This window comes from Streptomyces sp. NPDC002853 (assembly GCF_053591915.1).
The window spans coordinates 546,843-566,401 of record NZ_JBSFUS010000007.1 but is presented as its reverse complement, the minus strand read 5'-3'; the positions used below and the strand labels follow the sequence as shown (position 1 = coordinate 566,401).

Genomic DNA, 19,559 nt, shown 5'->3' with positions numbered 1-19,559 from the left:
GGTCCGGTCGCCACGCAGTCGGCGTTCGCCGCCTCCTACTCCACCAAGTCCCGTATTTCCAGGGGCACCCCGGTCATCACGGTGAAGCCGAACAGTGCTGCCGTGGAGGCTGCCCCGGCCGCGGGCACGGTTGAGGCGCTTGAGGTGTCCTTCTCGGATGCCGCCACCGGTACGAAGGTTGTTTCGCGTACGCCGCGGGAGTCGACCGGGCGTCCGGAGCTGACCGAGGCCGCGATCGTGGTCTCCGGCGGCCGTGGTGTGAACGGGGCGGACAACTTCCACCTCATCGAGTCGCTCGCCGACTCCCTGGGTGCGGCGGTGGGTGCCTCGCGGGCCGCGGTGGACGCGGGCTGGTATCCGCACTCCAACCAGGTCGGCCAGACCGGCAAGAGTGTCTCGCCGCAGCTGTACATCGCCTCGGGCATCTCGGGTGCGATCCAGCACCGGGCGGGCATGCAGACCTCCAAGACGATCGTGGCGATCAACAAGGACGCCGAGGCCCCGATCTTCGACCTGGTCGACTACGGCGTGGTCGGCGACCTCTTCGACGTCGTCCCCGCCCTCACCGAAGAGGTCAACACCCGCAAGGGCTGAGCCTGTTGACCTCGCAGCCCGGCCGCGCGGACACCGCGCGGCCGGGCTGCGTGCGTCTGTTCACGCACAGCGGCGGAGAGCAGAGGTCAGGTCGTCGACGTGTCGGGCGACCGGGCCCAGGGTGAGCAGGCCACTGCCCGCTCCCGCCAACTCACCTATGGCCGGCCTGAGTTCACTGCGGGCGCGTTCCATCGTCTCCCTGTCGTCGAGGGCCATCGCCGCTCGCCCCGCCAGGCACCACAGGGCTTCTTGCAGCAGGTCGCGGGGTGGGTCCGGGACGTGGCGCAACGCCTCGGCCGCCTCGCCGCGACGGTCCTGGGACAGCAGCACCAGGGGGCGCGCCCAGGGTTCGTACGGGCCCCAGTCCGTTCCGGCGTCCTGCACCTGGTCCAGGGACAGCAGCGCGAGCGGCAGCAGTCCGCACTCCAGGCCCGGCATGCCCGAGCCGTCCATGCGCGCGGCGGCCTCCCGGTAGGCGGCCTCGGCTGCCGGGGTCCGGCCTGCCGCGGCGAGCCGCAGCGCCGCGTACCACTGCGTGAACACCCCTACCAGCGGCAGTTCATGACGCTCCGCCAGGAGTTCCGCGGCCGCCGCGTGACCGTCGGCGCCCGTGAAGTCCGCGAGCGCGCTGCGGGATTGGAGGCGGATGAGGTGGCCGAGGACCTCGTAGGTGGCGAGTCCGTGCCGGGTGGCCAGGGCGACGAGTTCGGCGCCGATCGCGTCCCGGTGTGCGGCAAGGCCCGTGCGGTGGAAGGTCTGCATGAACAGGCCGTTGAGGGTGAACGCGAGGAGTGCGGGGTCCTCGACGCGGCGGGCGATCTCCTCGGCCTGGCGGGCGGCCTGAGGGCCGCGGGCCGATCTGGTGCCGCGTGACTCCAGGGCGATCGTGGCGAGCAGGCGGGCCCGCGCCGCCGGGTGCGCGTCGGGGCCGAGCGCGGCCAGGGTGCGTTCGGCGGCCGCGACGACCTGCGCGGCCTGGTGTGGGTCGTCGACGCGGGTCCAGATCGCCGGGACGTCGTACGCGCCGATCACGCGGGCGGTGAGCTCCGCGTCGCCCCGTTCCTCGGCCGCCTCGACGGCCGCCATGCGGTGCTCGCGGGCGGCTTCGAGGCCGCCGCCCCCGGTGACCGCCAGGTTGCGCAGCAGGCTCACCGTCGAGTCCAGCCGGGCGCGGGCGCCGGACGCCACGGTGCGGTCGTAGGCGGTGGTGGCCCGCGCCCACACCTGCTCCGCCACGCCACCGGCCCGGGACGGCCCGGGGTCGAGGTGGCGGGCCTGGCCGAGGATGTCCGCCTCCAGGTGGCGCAGCGCGGGGCCCGGGTCCACGCCCAACTGCTCGACCAGGAGCGCGCGGGCCCGGCGCAGGACCGCGAGCGCGTCGCCTTGGCGGCCGGTGCGGTAGAGCGCGAGAGCGAGGAGCCGCCAGGCGTCCTCGCGCCACGGGTGTTCGGCCACGTGCGCGTCGAGGTCGGGTACCGCGTCGGCGGCGCGCCCCAGGTCGAGCCGTGCCGCGGCCCGGCGCTCGACGGCGTGCAGCCGCAGCTCGCCCAGGCGGGAGCGCTCGGCGCGGGCCCAGGCTTCGTCGGCGAACTCGGCGTAGGCGGGACCGCGCCACCACCCGAGCGCCTCCGCCAGGCGGTCGGCGGCCTCCCGCGGCGGCAGGTTCGCCGCGTCGGTCACCGCCTGCTCGAAGCGCCAGGCGTCCACCGTGGCGGGCTCGGCGCGCAGGGCGTACCCCGGGCCCTCGGTGACCAGGAGCCGGGCGGGTGTGCGGGGCGGGCGATCGGGTTCCAGGGCTCGGCGCAGTGCGGCGACGAAGGTGCGTACGGTGCCGACCGCGTCCTGGGGCGGGTCCACCCACAGGTCGTCGACCAGGCGGGCGACGGGGACGACGCGGCGGCGGGCGACGATCAGCCGGGAGAGCACCGCGCGGTGCCGCGGCCCCCTCAGCGCGACGGCTCCCCCATCGCCGTCCCAGGCCGTCACCGGCCCGAGCACCCCGAACGTGACCTGCACGCCTGACCAGCCTTTCCACCCGTTCCGTGGGCATCGCCCCAGGTCACGTTAGCGCGCTCATCGGATGCTCATCGGCGCCCGGCAGGCTCGGGAGCACCTGTTCCAGCACCGCGAAGGACCGCGACCATGACCCCTGCCATCGAGAACTTCGACTATCACCGTGTGCCCGTCGCGGAAGGCGTCGGCCTGAACGTGGCCGTCGGCGGCTCGGGGCCGCCGCTCGTGCTGCTGCACGGTTTCCCGCAGACCCATCTGATGTGGCGGCACGTCGCCGCCGACCTCGCCGCGGACCACACGGTGATCTGCCCCGACCTGCGCGGCTACGGGGCGAGCGACAAACCCGCGGAGACCGACGGCACCACGTACTCCAAGCGCACCATGGCGGCCGACGTCGTCGCCGTGGCCCGCGCCCTCGGCCACGAGCGTTTCGCACTGGCCGGGCACGACCGGGGCGCCCTGGTCGCCTTCCGTGCCGGTCTCGACCACCCCGGCACGATCACGCACCTGGCCTGTCTCGACGTGCTGCCCACCCTGGACATGTGGGACGTGATGCACGGCGTCACCGCCGCCGTCGGCTTCCATCTGTATCTGATGGCCCAACCACCCGGTCTGCCCGAGCAGTTGATCGCCGCCGCACCGGACGCGTTCTTCGGGCACTTCCTCGACATCTGGGCGAACGGCCCACGAGCGATCCCCGCCGACGTACGCGCCGCCTATCTGGACGCCTGTCGCGCCGCGGTGCCCTCCATCGTGGCCGACTTCCGCGCCACCGCCGGGATCGACGTCGGGCACGACCGGACCGACCGGGACGCCGGCAACACGCTGCGGATGCCGGTCACCGTGCTCCAGCAGGACTGGGGCGCCGCGCTCGGCTTCGACGCGGCGGCCCTGTGGGGCGCCTGGGCGCCGGACCTGCGGCACACCCCCGTCACCTGCGGCCACTTCATGGCCGAGGAAGCGCCGGACGAGATCGCCGGTGCGCTGCGGGACCTCCTGGCGCGCTGAACCCTGGTCCCGCACCGACCCGACCCCATCGTGCGTTCAGCCCAGCGAACGGTGCGTGAGCGGCAGATATCCGGTATGCCGGACAGAAGGCCATGCGTGCCCGCCTCCGGCCACCGGGTGCGTATGCTCACCGACTCGGCCCGGATATCTGTTCGCGGATTTCTGTTATCTCCGTACGCTCACGCGATCTCCCAGGTGTAAGGCCAAACGTGCCGACGATGAAAGCGAGTGAGGCAGTCCATGATCGGTGAACACGATCCTCTGGTGACGGCGGCGCAGACCGGGGACCAGCAGGCGCAGGACGAGCTGGTGGCCGGATATCTGCCGCTGGTCTACAACATCGTCGGGCGGGCGCTCGACGGCCATGCCGACGTCGACGACGTCGTGCAGGAGACCATGCTGCGCGCGCTGGCCGGTCTGGCGTCGCTCCGCGATCCGGCGAGCTTCCGGTCCTGGCTCGTGGCCATCGCCATGAACGAGATCCGCAGGCACTGGGCTGAGCGCGCGTCCGGCCGGAAGAGCCCGAGCCCGCTCCACGAGGCGCACGACGTCGCGGACCCCGGCGCCGATTTCGTCGACCTGACGATCATCCGGCTCGGCCTGGTGGGGCAGCGCAAGGAGGTGGCCGAGGCGACCCGGTGGCTGGACACCGACGACCGCGCGCTCCTCTCGCTGTGGTGGCTCGAGGTCTCCGGCGAGCTGACCCGGCCGGAGGTCGCCGCCGCCATGGAGCTGCCCACGCAGCACGCCACGGTGCGGGTGCAGCGGATGAAGACGCAGCTGGAGACGGCCCGGATCGTGGTCCGCGCGCTCGCCGCGGCGCCCCGGTGCCCGTACCTGAGCGAAGTGGTGGCCCCGTGGGACGGCACACCGTCCGCACTGTGGCGCAAGCGCCTGGCCCGGCACGTCCGTGACTGCCCGATGTGCTCGGGCCACGGCGCGGGCATGGTGCTCGCCGAGCGGCTGCTGGTGGGCCTCGCCCTGGTGCCGCTGTCCGCCGCGCTCGCCGTCCCCGGGGCGATACGCGCGGTGAGCGCGGCCGACGCCCACCACCTGACGGCCGGCTCACCGCACATGGCGCCCGACACACATTCCACGGGCGGCAATACGTACGAGATATCCGGCTCCCGGGCCTCGGCGAGACACGCCGCCAAGCGCCACCGGACGCCCCGCAAGGGCCGGACCGTGGCCGCGGGAGTCGCTGTGCTCGTCGTCGCGACCGGAGTCATCTACTCGGCCACGCGCCCCTCGGACGACGAGAAGACCGAGGCGCAGCCCCTGACCGCCTCGCAGCCCCCCTCTTCGGCGGCTCCGTCCACGAAGGCCGCCAAGCCGAGCAAGTCCCCCTCCGCCTCCCCCAGCCGCTCGAAGAAGCCGTCCCCCAAGGCCACGCCCTCGAAGAAGACCAAGGCGCCGAAGCCCAGGGCGAGCACCCCGAAGCCCACCCGTACCAGCAGCCCGCCCCAGGCCCCGCAGGCCCCGGCGGGCAACTCGTACGGCGAGCAGGTCACCCGGCTCGCCAACGCCGAGCGGGCGAAGAGCGGCTGCGGCCCGCTGACCCTCAACAGCAAGCTGAACGACGCGGCGCAGGGCCACTCCGACGACATGGCGGAGCGCGACTTCTTCGACCACACGAACCCCGACGGCAAGGACCCCGGCGACCGGGTCACGGCCGCCGGCTACAAGTGGTCCACCTACGGCGAGAACATCGCCGCGGGCCAGCGCACCCCGGCCGCCGTGATGGACTCCTGGATGAACAGCTCAGGCCACCGCGCGAACATCCTCAACTGCTCCTTCAAGGAGATCGGCATCGGCTACCGGCAGGGCAGCGGCGGCCCCTGGTGGACGCAGAACTTCGGCGCGCGGTAGCCGTGCCCGCGGGACCGTGGTCTCGACGGGCGCGGGTGTCCTCGCTCGCATAGCGTGAAGGCAACAGGAACCGCCCGGACTGGAGGCCTCGCGATGTCGGCGTACCCGGAAGGCACCCCCTGTTGGGCGGACGCGACGTTCCCCGACGTGGCGGCCGCGAAGAGCTTCTACGGCGAGCTTCTCGGCTGGACGTTCGACTCCGCTTCGGAGGAGTTCGGCGGCTACACGCAGGCCCGCTCGGACGGCAGGGCCGTGGCTGCCGTCGTCCCGCAGATGCAGGGCGTGGAGGGGCCTGCCGCCTGGAACCTCTACTTCGCCTCGCCCGACGCCGCGGCGACGGCCGCCAGGATCCGTGACCACGGCGGGAGCCTCACCGTGGAGCCGACGCAGGTCGGCGAGTTCGGCACCATGGTGGTGGCGCAGGAGCCGAGCGGCGCGTACCTGAGCGTCTGGCAGCCGGGCACCCACCAGGGCTTCGAGAAGACCGGCGAGGCGGGCGCGTACTGCTGGGCGGAGCTCACCACGCGCGACCCGGCGGCGACGGACGCGTTCCTGCCCGCCGTCTTCCCCTTCGTGACGAAGAGGATGGACGTCGACGACGTCGACTTCAGCGTCCTGGAGATCGAGGGGCGGCCCGTGCTCGGCCGGCTCAAGATGACCGAGGACTTCCCGGCGGACGTGCCGCCGTTCATCAACGTGCACTTCGCCGTGGACAACTGTGACGCCGCGATCGCCACCGTCACCAAACTCGGCGGCCGACTGCTCTTCGGGCCGATGGACAGCCCCTTCGGCCGCTTCGCCACGGTCGCCGACCAGCAGGACGCCATCTTCAGCGTCATCGACCTGACGACCACGGAGGGCGAGATGCCCTCGTTCTCCTAGGAGAACCGTCAGAAGGGCTCCGGCGCCCGCGTGAAGGCGCGGCGATAGGAGCGCGGCGGCACGCCCCGGCGGCGTACGAACTGCTCGCGCAGGACGGCCGCGCTGCCGTACCCGACCCGGTGGGCGATCTCCTCCACCGGCAGGTCCGTGGTCTCCAGGAGCTCCTCGGCGCTGCTCAGCCGCAGGTTGACCAGCCAGGCGTGCGGGGTGGTGCCGGTCGCCGCCGAGAAGCGGCGGGCGAAGGACCGTCTGCTCATCAGGGCGCGGCGGGCCAACTCCGCTACCGGCAGCGGCTCGTGCAGATGCGCGCGCGCCCAGTCGAGCACCTCGGCGAGACGGTCGTCGCCGCAGTCCTCGGGGACGGGAGCGGCGAGGTACTGGGCCTGGCCGCCGTCGCGGTGGGAGGGCAGGACGAGGTCCCGGGCGATGGTGTTGGCCGTCGCCGCGCCGTACTCCCGTCTGAGCAGATGCAGGCTGAGGTCGAAGCCCGCGGCCGCACCCGCGCCCGTGACGACCTGCCCCTCGTCGATGTAGAGGGCATCGGCCTCCACGGTGACGTCCGGATACCGCCCCGCGAGGAGTTCCGCGAACCGCCAGTGGGTGGTCGCGCGCCGCCCGTCGAGCAGCCCCGCCGCGGCCAGGGCGAACGCCCCGACGCAGTGCCCCGCGACCAGGCCGCCCCGCTCGTGGGCGGCGGTGAGCGCGTCGAGGACGGCGGGCGCGGGCGGCGTACGGAAGTCGGCCCAGGGCAGGGCGATCACGAGGTCGGCGGTGGCGAGCCGGTCGAGGCCGTGCTCCACGGTGATCGGCACCCCCGCGTCGGTGCGGACCTGTCCGGGCCGGTCGGTGCACAGGGCGAAGTCGAAGCGCGGCAGGCCGGGTCCCCGCTCGTCGAACACCTCGGAGACGATGCCGGCGCCGAGGATGCCGACGCCCGTCGGGGCGTAGGCGGCGATGGTCACGAAAGGCGGCATACGGGAGTGTGGCACGTTTCCTGCGATCAGTGGCAGAAGGGCCACTCGTTGCCTGGCTCCGTGACCGGAAGACTCATCGGCATGACGACAGACGCACCGCTCGGCCAGAGCGCCACCTACACGATCCTGACCACCGGCTACACGGGCTCCACCGGCCCCGGGGTCGCCGCCACGGTCTCCTACGTACGCGACGCCGACCGGCATGTGATCGTCGACCCGGGCATGGTGGCGAGCCGGGACCGGATCCTGGGCCCGCTCGCGGAGTTGGGCCTGGGTCCTGACGACATCACCGATGTGGTGCTCAGCCACCACCACCCGGACAACACCATGAACGTGGGTCTGTTCGGGCGGGCCCGGGTCCACGACCACAAGGCGATCTACGAGAACGACCAGTGGACGGACCGGGATGCCGAGGGCTTCGAACTCGCCTCGTCCCTGCGGCTGATCCGCACGCCGGGACACAGCCGCGAGGACATCACGCTGCTCGCGGGCACCACCGAGGGAACCATCGCGTTCGTGGGTGACCTGTGGTGGCGGCCGAACGGCCCGGTGGACGACCCGGTGTCCCCGGACCACGCCACGCTGCGTACGTCACGACTGCGTGTCCTTGCCGCCGCCGACGTGATCGTGCCGGGCCACGGTGGCGCCTTCAAGGCCGACGAGACGGCGCCGATCTAGTCGATCCAGGGGCCGCATGCGGTGTTCTCCGTGTTCGCGTGTTCGCCCGTTTCCTCACAGCCGGCGCCAGCGCGCGGAGGCGAAGGAGAACACGCCGTAGAGGATGAGGCCGGCCGCGACGGCGGCAAGGAGCCAGGGGCCCGCGGGGGTGTGCGAGAAGCTGCGGAGCGTCGCGTCCACGCCCTTGGCCTCGTCGGGGTCGAACTGGACGGCCGCCGTCGCGATGAAGACGCCCGCGGCGGCGAACACGGCGCCGCGCGCGACACCGCCGGTCACGCCCAGGGTCGTGACGACCTGGCGCTTGCGGCCCTTGAGGGACCCGAGGTCCAGTTGCTTCAGGAAGCTGCGCATCATCGCCCGTACGGCGAGCACCACGCCGACGCCGATCAGGACGCAGCCCGCGGCCCCCACCAGGTAGCGGCCGTAGGGAAGTTCCAGCGCGGTCTTCGTCCAGTCCTGGGACTTGGCGTCGCCGCTGGAACCCTGGCTCCCCCCGGCCGCGTACGTGGCGGTGGCCCAGCAGACGAAGGCGTAGAAGACCGCCCTGCCGCCGTCGAGGGCCCGGGACGGTGCCTTGCGGTGGGGGCTTCGCCTCCCCAGCGCGCGGGCGCCCCGCCACAGAGCCATGCAGCCGAATCCGACGACCAGCGCCCACAGCATGACCTCGCCGAAGGGCTGCTCGCGGACCTGCGCCAACGCGCCCTGCCGGTCGGCCTCTTCATCGCTGCTGCCGAAGGCGATCTGAAGGGCCAGCGCGCCGATGAGGACGTAGACGACACCCCGTGCGACGAAACCCGCACGGCCTGCCGCTGTCAGCGATTCGTTCTCCGCCGAGCGCCCGGCCAAGGGCTTCTTGTTCCAGCCTCGTATGTGTACTCGAGACAGCGTCATCGTGTCCTCCCAGAACCGTCTGCGCGCGGTACGCGCCCGGTCACCGAGTGCCCCCGTCAGCCGCCGGGCATTCCTGAAAGCCTTCGGGCCCGGGACGTCAGCTCAGGTCGGAGAGCAGGAACGCGGCCACCAGCAGGCCGAAGCCCACCGGCGCGAACACGAGCAACGACAGCAGGGGAACCCACGCGGTGAGCCCCTCGCGGATGGTGCGTCCCGCCTTGAGGCGGCCGTGCGGGCGGCGCACCTCCGTACGCAGGTCGAGGCGTTCGGCGGCCCGGTCCGACACGACGACGCCCGCGCCCGGCGGCCTGCTCAGCAGAGCGTTGCGCACCAGGGCGTCGACCGTCTCGTCACCGCCCGCGAGCTTGTCGAGGACGACCCGCACGCCGTGTGCGTCGGTGAGGATCAACCGGTCGTCGACCCTGGTTTCACCCGGCATCTCGAGCCGTCCGACCTTGGTGAGCCGGGAGAGGTCAACGGTGTGCCGTCCGGTCAGCGTGCGGGCGGACAGCAGTCCGTCGTCGTGCGGGCGCGCGTGCCAGCCCATGTGGGCGTAGGAGGCCACCAGGACACTGATGAAGAGCGAGAACAGGGTGAGGAAGATGAATCCGTCGTCGATCAGCCGGGCCCTGACCAGCAGTACGGGCACCACGAACAGCAGGGGCGGGATCAGGAATACGACGAGGTCGGTGACGCGGCGTGCGGTCCGCCCTTGTCCGGCGGTCACCTCGGACTGCCCGGCGGAGTCGGTGGCGGTCCCACGCGTGTTGATCGTCACGGCGGTGACGCTATCGCGTGCGGATCCCGGGCTGACAGGCGCCTCAGAGGGACGCTCTCCCGGTCCTCGACTCTCGTGACCGGGCGCTGATGTGCCGGCATCCCGCGGCGCCCGGCACGAAATCCATGCCGGTCTCCTCCGCCATCGCGGCGAAGAACTTGCGGCCGTCCGCGGACTGCCGGGAGGTGGTCCACGCGTAACCCGGCCAGGGGTCCGTGGCGCGGTGGAGGGCCTCGCGCCCCAGGCCCAGGCCCTGCCAAGGGCCCGCGACCGCGATGGTGCTGACGTGGGCGGCAGCGCAGAGGTGGCACACCTGGTGGACGAGATGTCCGATCTCCCGGCCACCGGCGTCCAGGAGCGTGACGACCTGGCGGCCCGCCGCCTCCGTGGCGGGGGCACACCGGTAGGTGACCGCCTGCGGACAGGGAGGAGGCGGTCTTCGGAACTTCACCGCCAGCACACTAGCCACAGGGAACGGCCCCCGTATATCCCCGCGGAGGGTGGCTTTTCGTGCCGGGGAGGGGCTTCGGGCGGGCCGGGGCGCGGCGTCGCGGGCGTGCCGGGAAGGGACTCATCGGCGGCCTCGGACCGGCTGTCGTGGTTTATCACCGCCGTGGTTCCATCAGGCGGGCGAGCAGGTCGTCCAGGCTGACCAGACCGGTGAGGCGGCCCGACTCGTCGCAGAGCACGGCGAGGGAGGCGCGGCGGCGGCGCAGTTCCTCGACGGCGTGGGCGACGGTGTCGTCCGCGGCGAGCTCGGGGACGGGGCGCGCCAGCTCGCGGGCGGTCAGTGCGCGGCTTCGGGCGCGGGCCACCAGGGCGTCACGGGCGTGCACCGAACCGAGGACGGTGGCGCCGTCCGTGACGAGGAGGCGGGTGCGGTCGCTCGCTGCGGCCGTCTCCAGGACCTCGTCGATGCTCGCGTCGGCCGTGATGGACGTGATCTGCGCGGCCGCGGTCTGCAGGTCGCCCACCGCGGTGAGCGGCGCGGTGAGGGAGGTGGTGATGAGGCCGGAGTCGGCGTCGCTGATCAGGCCGAGCCGCCACGACTCCTCGACCAGGTGGGCGAGTTGCTCGCGGTTGTGCACCGAGGTGAGTTCGTCGCGCGGGGTGACCTTGCACAGCCGCACGAGCGCGTTGCTGACCTTGTTGAGGACGGTGAGCAGCGGGCGCACGACCTTGACCACGGCCCGGAAGGGCGGGGTGAGCAGCATCGCCGAGCGCTCGGGGTGGGCGATGGCCCAGGACTTGGGGGCCATCTCGCCGACGACCATGTGCAGGAACACCACGACGACCATGGCGAGCGCGAAGGCGATGCCGTAACTGAGCCCGGCGGGCAGGCCGAGCTTCGCCAGGAGCGGGTCGAGTTCGTGGGAGATCGCGGGCTTGGAGACCGAGCCGAGGCCCAAGGTGCAGACGGTGATGCCGAGTTGGGCTCCGGCGAGCATCAGGGACAGTTCCCGCATGCCCGCGAGCGCGGACTTGGCGCCGCGCTGCCCGGCGGCGACCGCGCGTTCCATGCGGTGCCGTTTGGCGGCGACGAGGGCGAACTCGGCGGCGACGAAGAAGCCGCTGGCGATCAGCAGCAGGACGGTCACGAAGAGGGCCAGGGGGAAGCTCATGCCGGGGCCCCCTCGGCGGTCGGCGCGTCCGCCGTCGGCAGGCGCTCGATCCGTACGCGCTCGGGGACGTGGCGATCGAGGCCGAGTACGGCGACGGCGACGCTGCTGCCGTCGGGCAGTTCCACGGTCAGGCGGTCGCCGATGGCCGGGAAGCGGCCGAGCCGGTCGACGATCAGCCCGGCCACGGTGTCGTAGTCGTCCTCCTCGGGCAGGCCGATGCCGGTCGCGGCGGCCACCTCGTCCAGGCGGCGGCCCGCGTCGACGAACCAGCCCGCGCCGTCCGCGACGGCCAGTTCGACGACGGTGTCGGACTCGTCGGCGATGTCCCCGACGAGTTCCTCGGCGATGTCCTCGTACGTCACGATGCCCGCCACTCCCCCGTGCTCGTCGAGGACGACCGCGAACTCGTCGTCACGCTCGCGCATCTGTGCCACCGCGCCCGGCAGCGGCAGGGTGTCGGGCAGCAGCAAGGGCCGGCGGGCCTCGTCGCCCGCCGTGGCGCGGTCGAAGCGGGTGGCGGGCAGCCGCATCAGCTCGCGCACCCCGAGGACGCCCGCGACGTCGTCCGGGTGGTCGCCCATGACGGGGTAGTTCGAGTGCCCGTGGCGGGCGATGAGCCGCACGGCCTCGTCCGCCGTGGCGTCCTTGCGCACGAAGGTGACGTCGGCCCGCGGCACCATCACCTCGTCGAGCGTGCGCTCGGTGAACTCCAGGGCGTGGTCGAGGAGTTCGGCGCTCTCGCGCGGCAGCTGACCGTGCTGGTGGGACTCGCCGATGAGGTGGCTGAGCTCTTCGAGCGTGGCTCCGTGGTGCAGCTCCTCGACGGGCTCGATGCCGATCCGGCGCAGCAGCCGGTTGGCGGCGCCGTCGAAGACGCGGACGACGGGGCCGACGACCTCGAGATACGCCAGGGTGGAGGCGGCGAGGGATTTCGCGAGCCGCTCGGGGACGGCGAGCGCGAGGTTCTTGGGGGCGAGCTCGCCGAGGACCATCTGGAGCACCGTGGCGAAGACGAAGCCGAGGACCACGGAGAGCGCGGAGACGACGCCGTCCGAGAGGCCCGTGCCGTCCAGGGCGGGTTTCAGGAGCCCGGACACGGACGGTTCGGCGAGGAAGCCGACGACCAGACCGGTGACGGTGATACCCAGCTGGGCGCCCGACAACATGAACGAGAGCCGCCCGAGGACCTCGACGGCACGGGCGGCCCGCCTGTCGCCCGCTTCCGCCTCCCGGGCGAGAGCGAGGCGGTCCGCGGCCACGTAGGCGAACTCCTGCGCGACGAAGTAGCCGGTGCCCGCGGTCAGGACGAGGACGGCGAGCAGACCGAGGACGGCGGACAGCAACGGTGGCTCCGTTCCGACGAAGGGGCGTGCCGGTCATTCTCGGCGGGACCGGGGCAGCTCGCCACGCCAGACGCGGCACCCCGGCCTCACGACGACAGTGGGTGCGGAAGTACGCCTCACTTCTACACCCACTGTAAAAGAATCGCAAAGTGCCCGGTCACACGTCCCTTCGGCGCAGCCGCCACCCCGCCGCCCCCAGGAGGAGCAGGGTGTACGCGGCGACAAGCCCGAGCAAGGGCCAGGCGCCGAGGCTGCCGACGGTCTCCGGGCTCGCGTCCGATGTCTGCGTGAGCTTTTCGAGGGCGGCCGTGGGCGTCGCGCCCGCGACCCAGCGCTGGAGGTCGCCGAGCAGCGGTCCGAACAGGGACGGCAGGAGCAGTACGCCGACCACCGTGACGACCGCCCCGGCCGAGTGCTTCAGGAGGGTGCCGACCGCGAGGCCGATGAGGCCGACGAGCGCGAACAGCCCCGCGATGCCGAGCAGCGCGGGCATCGGCTCTCCCTGGGCGTGCGCGCCGTCCTCCAGGACCGCGTCGCCGAGGAGATAGGCCACCGCGCAGGAGACAAGACCGGTGGCGTACAGCAGGCAGGCCAGCAGCGTCGCCTTCGCGGCGAGCACCCGGCCGCGGCGCGGTACGGCGGTGAGGGTGGCGGCGATGGTGCCGCTCGCGTACTCGCCGCACACGGTCAGCGCGCCCACCGTGCCCGCGACCATCAGCGAGACGACGCTGAGGGTGAGGCTGCCGCCGAGCACCGTGTCGTCGGGCTGCAGGCTGCCGCTCAGGCCGACGAACACCGCGCCGACGACGGTCAGTGCGCCGGTCACGAGCAGGGTCCAGCGCGTGGAGCGCAGACTCGCGAACTTGGTCCACTCGAAGGCGAGTGCCGCGCGGAAGCCGGGGGCGGGCGGGGCGGGCGCCGTGGTCATGGGCGCTGTCGTCGTCATCGGACCGGTTCCTTTCCCTTGGACGCCTTGGCTCCCTTGGACGCTGCGGTTTCGCGCGTCGTCGTCGCCGTGCCCCGGTATTCCACCGAGGTCCGCGTCATGTCGGTGTAGACCTCCTCCAAGGAGGAGAAGACGGGGGTGAGTTCGTGGATGGCCAGGCCCTGCGTGCGGGCCAGCTCGCCGATCTCGGCGGGTCTCAGGCCCCCCACCCGCCAGCCGCCGCGCGCGTCCAGGCGCACGGAGGCGCCCGCCGTCTCCAGCAGGGCCCGCATCCGCTGTGCCTCGGAGTCGGGCGTGCGCAGGAGGGTGGCGCCCTGGGAGTTGGTCTCGATGAAGTCCCTCATGTCCGTGTCCGCGAGGAGCCGGCCGCGGCCGATCACGATCAGGTGGTCGGCGGTCAGTTCCATCTCGCTCATGAGATGGCTGGAGAGGAACACCGTCCTGCCCTCCGCGGCAAGGGACTTGAGCAGGTCGCGGATCCAGCGGATGCCCTCGGTGTCCAGGCCGTTCACCGGCTCGTCGAGGATGAGTACGCCGGGGTCGCCGAGCAGCGCGGCCGCGATGCCCAGGCGCTGGCCCATGCCGAGGGAGAGCCCTTTGGCCCGCCGTCCCGCGACATCCGTGAGGCCCACCGCATCGAGTACCTCGTCGACCCGGCTCGCGCCGATGCCGTTGCTGCGGGCCAGGCCGAGGAGGTGCCGGCGCGTGGTGCGCCCGCCGTGCACCGACCGGGCGTCCAGGAGCGAGCCGACCTCGCGCAGCGGCGCGGTGAGGCGGTCGTAGCGCCGCCCGTTGACCGTGACCGCGCCGCCGCTCGGCGCGTCGAGGCCGAGGATCATGCGCATGGTGGTCGACTTCCCGGCGCCGTTCGGGCCGAGGAAGCCGGTCACGCGGCCGGGGCGGACGCTGAAGGTGAGCCGGTCGACAGCCGCCTTGTCGCCGTACCGTTTGGTGAGTTCCCGTGCTTCGATCATGCCGTCGACGCTACGGAGGCCGGGCGCCCCGGGAATCTGCCCACGGGAGTCGACGACTACTCCCCGGGGAGTAGCGGCCGGCGGGAAGGGCGGGCAGGGGTCAGGCTTCGCCCGCCCGTACCAGGCCCGTCTCGTACGCGAGCACCACCAACTGCGCCCTGTCCCGCGCCCCGAGCTTGGTCATCGCCCGGCTGACGTGCGTCTTCGCCGTCAGCGGCGACATGAGGAGCCGTTCGCCGATCTCGTCGTTCGAGAGTCCGCGGCCGACCAGCGCGAGCACCTCGCGCTCCCGGTCCGTCAGCGGGTCCAGGAGCCGCAGTGCCTGGGCCTCGGGCGCCTTGAGGCGGGCGAACTCCTCGATCACCCGGCGCGTGACCCCGGGCGCCAGGAGGCTCTGTCCGGCGGCCACCGTGCGGATCGCGGTGCGCAGGTCGTCCGGTTCGATGTCCTTGAGCAGGAAACCCGCGGCGCCCGCGCGCAGCGCGTCGAAGACGTACTCGTCGGCCTCGAAGGTGGTCAGGACCAGGACGCGTACGGCATCCAGGGTGCGGTCGGCGACGATGCGGCGCGTGGCTTCGAGGCCGTCCGCCCGCGGCATGCGGATGTCCATCAGGACGACGTCGGGGCGGGTGGTGCGGGTCAACTCCACGGCCGCGACGCCGTCCGCCGCCTCGCCGACCACGGCGAGGTCGTCGGTGAGGTCGAGCAGTGCGCGAAACCCCGCACGGACGACGGTCTGATCGTCGGCCAGCACCACCCGGATACAGCCGTTCATCGCGCGCCTCCCTCGACGGGAAGCACCGCGCGCACCCGCCACCCGCCGCCCGGCAGCGGGCCCGCCTCCAGGTCGCCGCCCATCGTCGTGGCCCGTTCGCGCATGCCGATCAGGCCGTACCCCTCGCCCGGGGCCGCGGAGCTCACCGGGCCGTCGTCGGTGATCTCCACGGCCAGACCCTCGCCCACCATCGCCACCGACACCGCCACATGCCGGGCGTCCGCATGCTTGATCACGTTGGTCAGTGCCTCCTGGACGATGCGGTACGCCGCCAACTCCACCAGTTGCGGCAGCTCCCGGCCACCCGTGTCGGTGTGCAGGGACACCCTCGGTCCGGTGCCGCGTACCCCCTCCACCAGTTCGTCCAGTTGCGCGAGGCGGGGCGCCGGGGCGGCGGACGCCGTCCGCCGGGCCTCGCGCAGCACCCCCACCGTGGCCCGCAGCTCGCGTACGGCTTCCTTGCCCGACGTCCGCACCTGCCTCATCGCCGTCCGCGCCACCTCCGGTCTGCTGTCGAGGGCGTCCAGGGCGAGCCCCGCCTGCACGGTCATCGCCGACACGGTGTGGGCGATGACGTCGTGCAGCTCCCGCGCGATGCGCACCCTTTCCTGGTCGACCTTGCGCCGCGCCTCCCGCTCCCGGTCGGCCTCGGCCCGCTCCGCCCGCTCGGCGTACTCCTGCAGCAACTCCCGCCGCCCGCGCACCACTTCACCGAGCAACAGCGGCACGAGGGGCCAGAGCATCTCCAGGAGCGGGGCGCCCTGCGGCTGTGCCACGTCCTTGCCCGCGATGACCGACACCGTCCCCGACACGAGGGCGGCGGCCACGGCGGTCCGCAGCGTGCGGCGCCGGTCACCCCGTACGGCGAGGGCGTACAGCGCGACCATCACCGGCAGATTGAGCAGCTCCCCGATGTGCCCGTACAGCGCCCAGCCCGCGCAGGCCGCCCCGGTGACGACGGTGACGGCGACCGGCCACCGGCTGCGCACCAGGAGAGCCGCGACGGACACGGCGAACAACAGCCACGTCAGCCAGTCGGCCTGCCGGTGGCCGGGGCCGTTGACCGCCGCGTCCAGACCCGTCAGGAGCGCGACGACCGCGGCCACGGCCAGGTCCGTGAGCTGCGGGGTCAGGGGCCACGGGAGGCGCCGCTGCCAGGAGCGGGAGGCGGTGGTCACGAAACTCACGATAGGAGCAGCGCGCGCAGGACGCGTACGACACAGGGAGTAGACCCGCCAGAGGGACCGGCACGGCCGGGACCCGCCGCCCGCGGCGGTCCCGGCCGAGGTGCGCTCAGCCCGTGATGGTGACGCAGGGCAGGCCCACGCTGGCGCCGCCGCGGAAGCCCTCCGCGCAGAGCCGGGTGCCCGCGGGGAAGTGGCGCTGGGGGTAGGCCTGGTCGCGGTAGGTCCGGAACGCGCCGACGTCCTCCACCTTGGTGTTGCTGCTCCAGCCGTTGGTCGTCCACACGCGCGCGCTCATGCGGTGCGGCTGGTTGGTGTTGGTGACCGAGACCTCGACCCTGCCGAGATAGGTGCCGCTGTCGTACGTCTCGATGCACACCGAGTGGTTGCACCACTTGCCGTCGGCCACCGCCGACGGCCCCGAGACGATGACACAGCCCAGCGCCGCGGCCACGGCCCCGATCCCCGCGGCGGTCTTCCTGGTGATGTCGTGCATGATGTGTGCCCCTCAAGCCTTCGTGTCATGGCCCGGCAGGACCTGCCGGGTCCCGGCACACCAACGCGAGAGCAAGATCATCGGTTACGCGGCTTCGGGCGCGTGCCTCAGCAGGGCCTGCGCCACGCGTCCAGGTTCAGTTTCTTGCGCATGGACGACAGGCCGAGGCGCCTGGACTGGGCGCAGAACTTCTCGTTGGGCACGGCGTATTCGACGTGCAGCACCGCCTTGCCCGCCTTGACAAAGGGGGTGAGTGAGGCGCACTCGCCGTACTGGGCGCACTCCTCGTTGACCGCGAAGTCGAAGTCCCGCACGAGCCGCGGGATCTGCGGAAGGTCGTTCTTCAGGCCGACGGACAGGCCGCGGTCGTGCGCGAGGCGGGCGACCATGCGGTTGAAGGCCAGCTGATGGCGCGCGGTCAGGGGGAATCCGGTGCGGTTGAGGTAGCTGTCGAGCAGGTCCGGTTCGATCGCGTCGAAGCCCTTGCGGCGGCACATGTCGAAGCGCTCCGCGAGGAGCGGTCGCAGCACGTCCAGGCGCCGGATGTCGAGCCAGCGCTCACCCTTCCATCCGTTGGCGCGGCCGAGCACGGATGCGGGGTAGGCGTCGCTGTCGGGGCGGAAGGACTCCCAGGCACCGGCGTTGATGTAGCAGATGACGCGGCGCCCGTCGCGGTGCAGCCGGGCCACGTCGGACGCGCGGTTCTCGAACCCGTCGATGTCGTAGACGGGCACGTCCACCCGCGGGTCGACGCGCCCGTCGAGCTGCCACTGCCAGGCCGTGCCGGGCCGGGGCCGCCAGCGGTCCGGGGTGTCGCCGTCCCGTGCCGCGGACACGCAGCCGGCGAGCAGCAGGACGGTGACGAGGAGCGGGCCGGGCCACGAGGTGCGCCGCTTCACGACGTGCCTCACGACGTGCCTCCGGCCACGGGCAGGGGCGGTGGCTGTGTCCAGGGGTTGGGTCCCGCGCCGGGCACCGCGCAGTGCACCCCCGCGCCCCGCTGTACGGCGGTGCGCCCGGCGAGGCGGGCCAGCGCGGGCGGCACTCCGTAGACGAGGTGGCAGAACTGCTCCGGCGGGTGCTTGGCCGTCCAGGACGGGGCGGTGAACGAGCGCAGATACGTCGTCCAGTGCCCCTCGAACGTGACGAGCAGGTCGGCGGCGCGGGCGTAGCCGGGCGCCGGATGCACCCCGGGGTTGAGGACCACGGTGTCCGCGCCCCGCTCCCGCACCGAACGGACCATGCGCCGGCAGGTCCGCAGCTCGCGGCGCCCGGACGCGACCTGGTCCAGGAAGCAGCCGTCGACGCCGTACCAGGCACGGTGCCGGTCCAGGTCGTCGGTGACGTCGGCCAGCGGCCGCTCCCCGTACGCCGTGTCGACGTAACCGAGCACCCGCACCCCGGCCTCGCGCAGGGCCCGCGACGCGGCGGTGAAGGCGGGGTCGGGTGCCGCGCCCGGGCCGTCGGCGGCGTTCAGGACGACGCCGTACAACTGGGGCGCGGCAGCCACCAGCGCCTGCCAGGCCGCGGGGTCCGCGGCAGGGTGGACGTACAGCGGCACCAGCAGGGTCATCGCGGGTCACCGCCGGCCGGCGCGAGCGGCGGCGAGGCCCCGTCGGCGCGCTCCGGCCGCGTCCTTGGCGCACCGTCCGCGGTCCACAGCGCGGTCACCGAATCCCGCAGGGAGTGCGTCGGCGTCCAGCCCAACTCCCGCTCCGCGGCACCGATGTCGGCACACTGCCAGGGCACGGCCACCGACCGGCCCACCTTGCCGAGCGACTCCTCGACGCGGCCGGTGAAGCCCGCGGCGCCGACCAGGCCGTGCACCAGATCACGCACCGGCACGGCACGGCCGCTGCCGATGTTCAACAGGCGCGGCAGCCGCCCCGGCAGGGTCACGGCGAGCGCGACGGCGTGCGCCACATCGCGTACGTCGACGAAGTCCCGGTACGCGGACAGGTCGCCGAGGTGGACGGTGGCGTGCGGGGTCCGGGCCACCGCGCGGCCGAGCTCGGCGGTCAGCCGCCCCGGCAGTCCGGCCCGGGGCGCGCCGGGGCCCACCGGGTTCGTGACCCGCAGCACCAGCGAGTCGAGCTGCGTGTCGAGGACCGCCAGGGTGCCGGCCAGCTTCGTGGCTCCGTACGGGGCGACCGGGCGGGCGCAGGCTTCCTCCGTCGTCCGCTCGCCGATGCCGGCCGGCCCGTACTCGGCGGCCGAGCCAAGGTGCACCAGGCGCGCGGCGGGCGCCGCCGACCCCATGGCCTCGCACAGGGCGGCCGGGCCACGGGCGTTGGCCTCGGCGAGGGCCAGCGTGCTGCCGCCGACCGCGCCCACGCAGTTGACCACGGCGTCGGGCTCGGCCCGGGTCAGCTGCTCGGCGAGCGCGGCGGGCGTCATGTGGGCGAGGTCGACCCGGAGGTCGTCCGAGGGGGCGCGGCCGCCGCGGAGCAGCCGCACGCCCGGCAGGGCGTGCAGCCGCTCGGCGATGTGCCCGCCCAGGTATCCGGTGGAGCCGAGGACGAGAACGCGCAC

20 protein-coding genes are annotated in these 19,559 nt (G+C 73.0%); 5 read left to right on the top strand and 15 right to left on the bottom strand.

The window, feature by feature from the left end; all coding sequences use genetic code 11:
- Positions 1–594, top strand: a 594-nt coding sequence (locus ACWD02_RS22060) for an electron transfer flavoprotein subunit alpha/FixB family protein (RefSeq protein WP_451213311.1), incomplete at its 5' end; no start/stop codon positions are given.
- 60 nt (positions 595–654) lie between these two features.
- Here ACWD02_RS22060 and ACWD02_RS22055 read toward each other — a convergent pair.
- On the bottom strand, positions 655–2,610 hold the full coding sequence (locus ACWD02_RS22055) for a BTAD domain-containing putative transcriptional regulator (RefSeq protein WP_451213308.1): 1,956 nt from the start codon (positions 2,608–2,610) through the stop codon (positions 655–657).
- A gap of 126 nt (positions 2,611–2,736) precedes the next feature.
- On the opposite strand from ACWD02_RS22055, the gene ACWD02_RS22050 reads away from it, so the two are divergent.
- The 3 genes from ACWD02_RS22050 to ACWD02_RS22040 all read left to right on the top strand — a co-directional run bounded on the left by ACWD02_RS22050 (position 2,737) and on the right by ACWD02_RS22040 (position 6,366).
- Positions 2,737–3,615: an alpha/beta fold hydrolase gene (locus ACWD02_RS22050; RefSeq protein ID WP_451213305.1), complete on the top strand. Its 879-nt coding sequence runs from the start codon at positions 2,737–2,739 to the stop codon at positions 3,613–3,615.
- 240 nt (positions 3,616–3,855) lie between these two features.
- Positions 3,856–5,484 (top strand): sigma-70 family RNA polymerase sigma factor, encoded by a 1,629-nt coding sequence (locus tag ACWD02_RS22045; protein WP_451213302.1) that lies wholly within the window; start codon positions 3,856–3,858, stop codon positions 5,482–5,484.
- A gap of 93 nt (positions 5,485–5,577) precedes the next feature.
- Positions 5,578–6,366, top strand: a complete 789-nt coding sequence (locus tag ACWD02_RS22040) for a VOC family protein (protein WP_451213299.1) — start codon at positions 5,578–5,580, stop codon at positions 6,364–6,366.
- 8 nt (positions 6,367–6,374) lie between these two features.
- Here ACWD02_RS22040 and ACWD02_RS22035 read toward each other — a convergent pair whose 3' ends face one another.
- Positions 6,375–7,340, bottom strand: coding sequence for a GlxA family transcriptional regulator (locus ACWD02_RS22035; protein ID WP_451213296.1), 966 nt, complete (start codon positions 7,338–7,340; stop codon positions 6,375–6,377).
- 81 nt (positions 7,341–7,421) lie between these two features.
- Here ACWD02_RS22035 and ACWD02_RS22030 point away from each other — a divergent pair, with 81 nt between their 5' ends.
- Positions 7,422–8,018 carry an MBL fold metallo-hydrolase gene (locus ACWD02_RS22030; RefSeq protein WP_451213293.1) on the top strand — a complete coding sequence of 199 codons (597 nt, stop codon included), beginning with the start codon at positions 7,422–7,424 and terminating at the stop codon, positions 8,016–8,018.
- 54 nt (positions 8,019–8,072) lie between these two features.
- Here the strand turns inward: ACWD02_RS22030 and ACWD02_RS22025 are convergent, their stop codons facing one another.
- The 13 genes from ACWD02_RS22025 to ACWD02_RS21965 all read right to left on the bottom strand — a co-directional run bounded on the left by ACWD02_RS22025 (position 8,073) and on the right by ACWD02_RS21965 (position 19,559).
- Positions 8,073–8,909: a DUF1206 domain-containing protein gene (locus ACWD02_RS22025; RefSeq protein ID WP_451213290.1), complete on the bottom strand. Its 837-nt coding sequence runs from the start codon at positions 8,907–8,909 to the stop codon at positions 8,073–8,075.
- 97 nt (positions 8,910–9,006) lie between these two features.
- Positions 9,007–9,687 carry a hypothetical protein gene (locus ACWD02_RS22020; protein ID WP_451213287.1) on the bottom strand — a complete coding sequence of 227 codons (681 nt, stop codon included), beginning with the start codon at positions 9,685–9,687 and terminating at the stop codon, positions 9,007–9,009.
- A gap of 43 nt (positions 9,688–9,730) precedes the next feature.
- Positions 9,731–10,138 (bottom strand): GNAT family N-acetyltransferase, encoded by a 408-nt coding sequence (locus ACWD02_RS22015; RefSeq protein WP_451213284.1) that lies wholly within the window; start codon positions 10,136–10,138, stop codon positions 9,731–9,733.
- 154 nt (positions 10,139–10,292) lie between these two features.
- On the bottom strand, positions 10,293–11,309 hold the full coding sequence (locus ACWD02_RS22010; protein WP_451213281.1) for a hemolysin family protein: 1,017 nt from the start codon (positions 11,307–11,309) through the stop codon (positions 10,293–10,295).
- On the bottom strand, positions 11,306–12,649 hold the full coding sequence (locus ACWD02_RS22005; RefSeq protein ID WP_451213394.1) for a hemolysin family protein: 1,344 nt from the start codon (positions 12,647–12,649) through the stop codon (positions 11,306–11,308). The genes ACWD02_RS22010 and ACWD02_RS22005 overlap by 4 nt, the downstream gene beginning before the upstream one ends.
- 160 nt (positions 12,650–12,809) lie before the next feature.
- Complete coding sequence (locus ACWD02_RS22000; protein WP_451213279.1) at positions 12,810–13,598, bottom strand: ABC transporter permease subunit; 789 nt, start codon at positions 13,596–13,598, stop codon at positions 12,810–12,812.
- Positions 13,595–14,572, bottom strand: a complete 978-nt coding sequence (locus tag ACWD02_RS21995; protein ID WP_451213276.1) for an ATP-binding cassette domain-containing protein — start codon at positions 14,570–14,572, stop codon at positions 13,595–13,597. The genes ACWD02_RS22000 and ACWD02_RS21995 overlap by 4 nt, the downstream gene beginning before the upstream one ends.
- A 100-nt stretch (positions 14,573–14,672) precedes the next feature.
- On the bottom strand, positions 14,673–15,347 hold the full coding sequence (locus tag ACWD02_RS21990; protein ID WP_451213273.1) for a response regulator transcription factor: 675 nt from the start codon (positions 15,345–15,347) through the stop codon (positions 14,673–14,675).
- Complete coding sequence (locus tag ACWD02_RS21985; RefSeq protein WP_451213270.1) at positions 15,344–16,525, bottom strand: sensor histidine kinase; 1,182 nt, start codon at positions 16,523–16,525, stop codon at positions 15,344–15,346. Before ACWD02_RS21985 ends, ACWD02_RS21990 begins: the two co-directional genes overlap by 4 nt.
- 115 nt (positions 16,526–16,640) lie before the next feature.
- On the bottom strand, positions 16,641–17,027 hold the full coding sequence (locus ACWD02_RS21980; RefSeq protein ID WP_451213267.1) for a hypothetical protein: 387 nt from the start codon (positions 17,025–17,027) through the stop codon (positions 16,641–16,643).
- Between the two features lie 107 nt (positions 17,028–17,134).
- Positions 17,135–17,938 carry an endo alpha-1,4 polygalactosaminidase gene (locus ACWD02_RS21975; RefSeq protein WP_451213264.1) on the bottom strand — a complete coding sequence of 268 codons (804 nt, stop codon included), beginning with the start codon at positions 17,936–17,938 and terminating at the stop codon, positions 17,135–17,137.
- Positions 17,935–18,600, bottom strand: coding sequence for a spherulation-specific family 4 protein (locus tag ACWD02_RS21970; RefSeq protein ID WP_451213261.1), 666 nt, complete (start codon positions 18,598–18,600; stop codon positions 17,935–17,937). The genes ACWD02_RS21975 and ACWD02_RS21970 overlap by 4 nt, the downstream gene beginning before the upstream one ends.
- Positions 18,597–19,559: an NAD-dependent epimerase/dehydratase family protein gene (locus tag ACWD02_RS21965; protein ID WP_451213259.1), complete on the bottom strand. Its 963-nt coding sequence runs from the start codon at positions 19,557–19,559 to the stop codon at positions 18,597–18,599. The genes ACWD02_RS21970 and ACWD02_RS21965 overlap by 4 nt, the downstream gene beginning before the upstream one ends.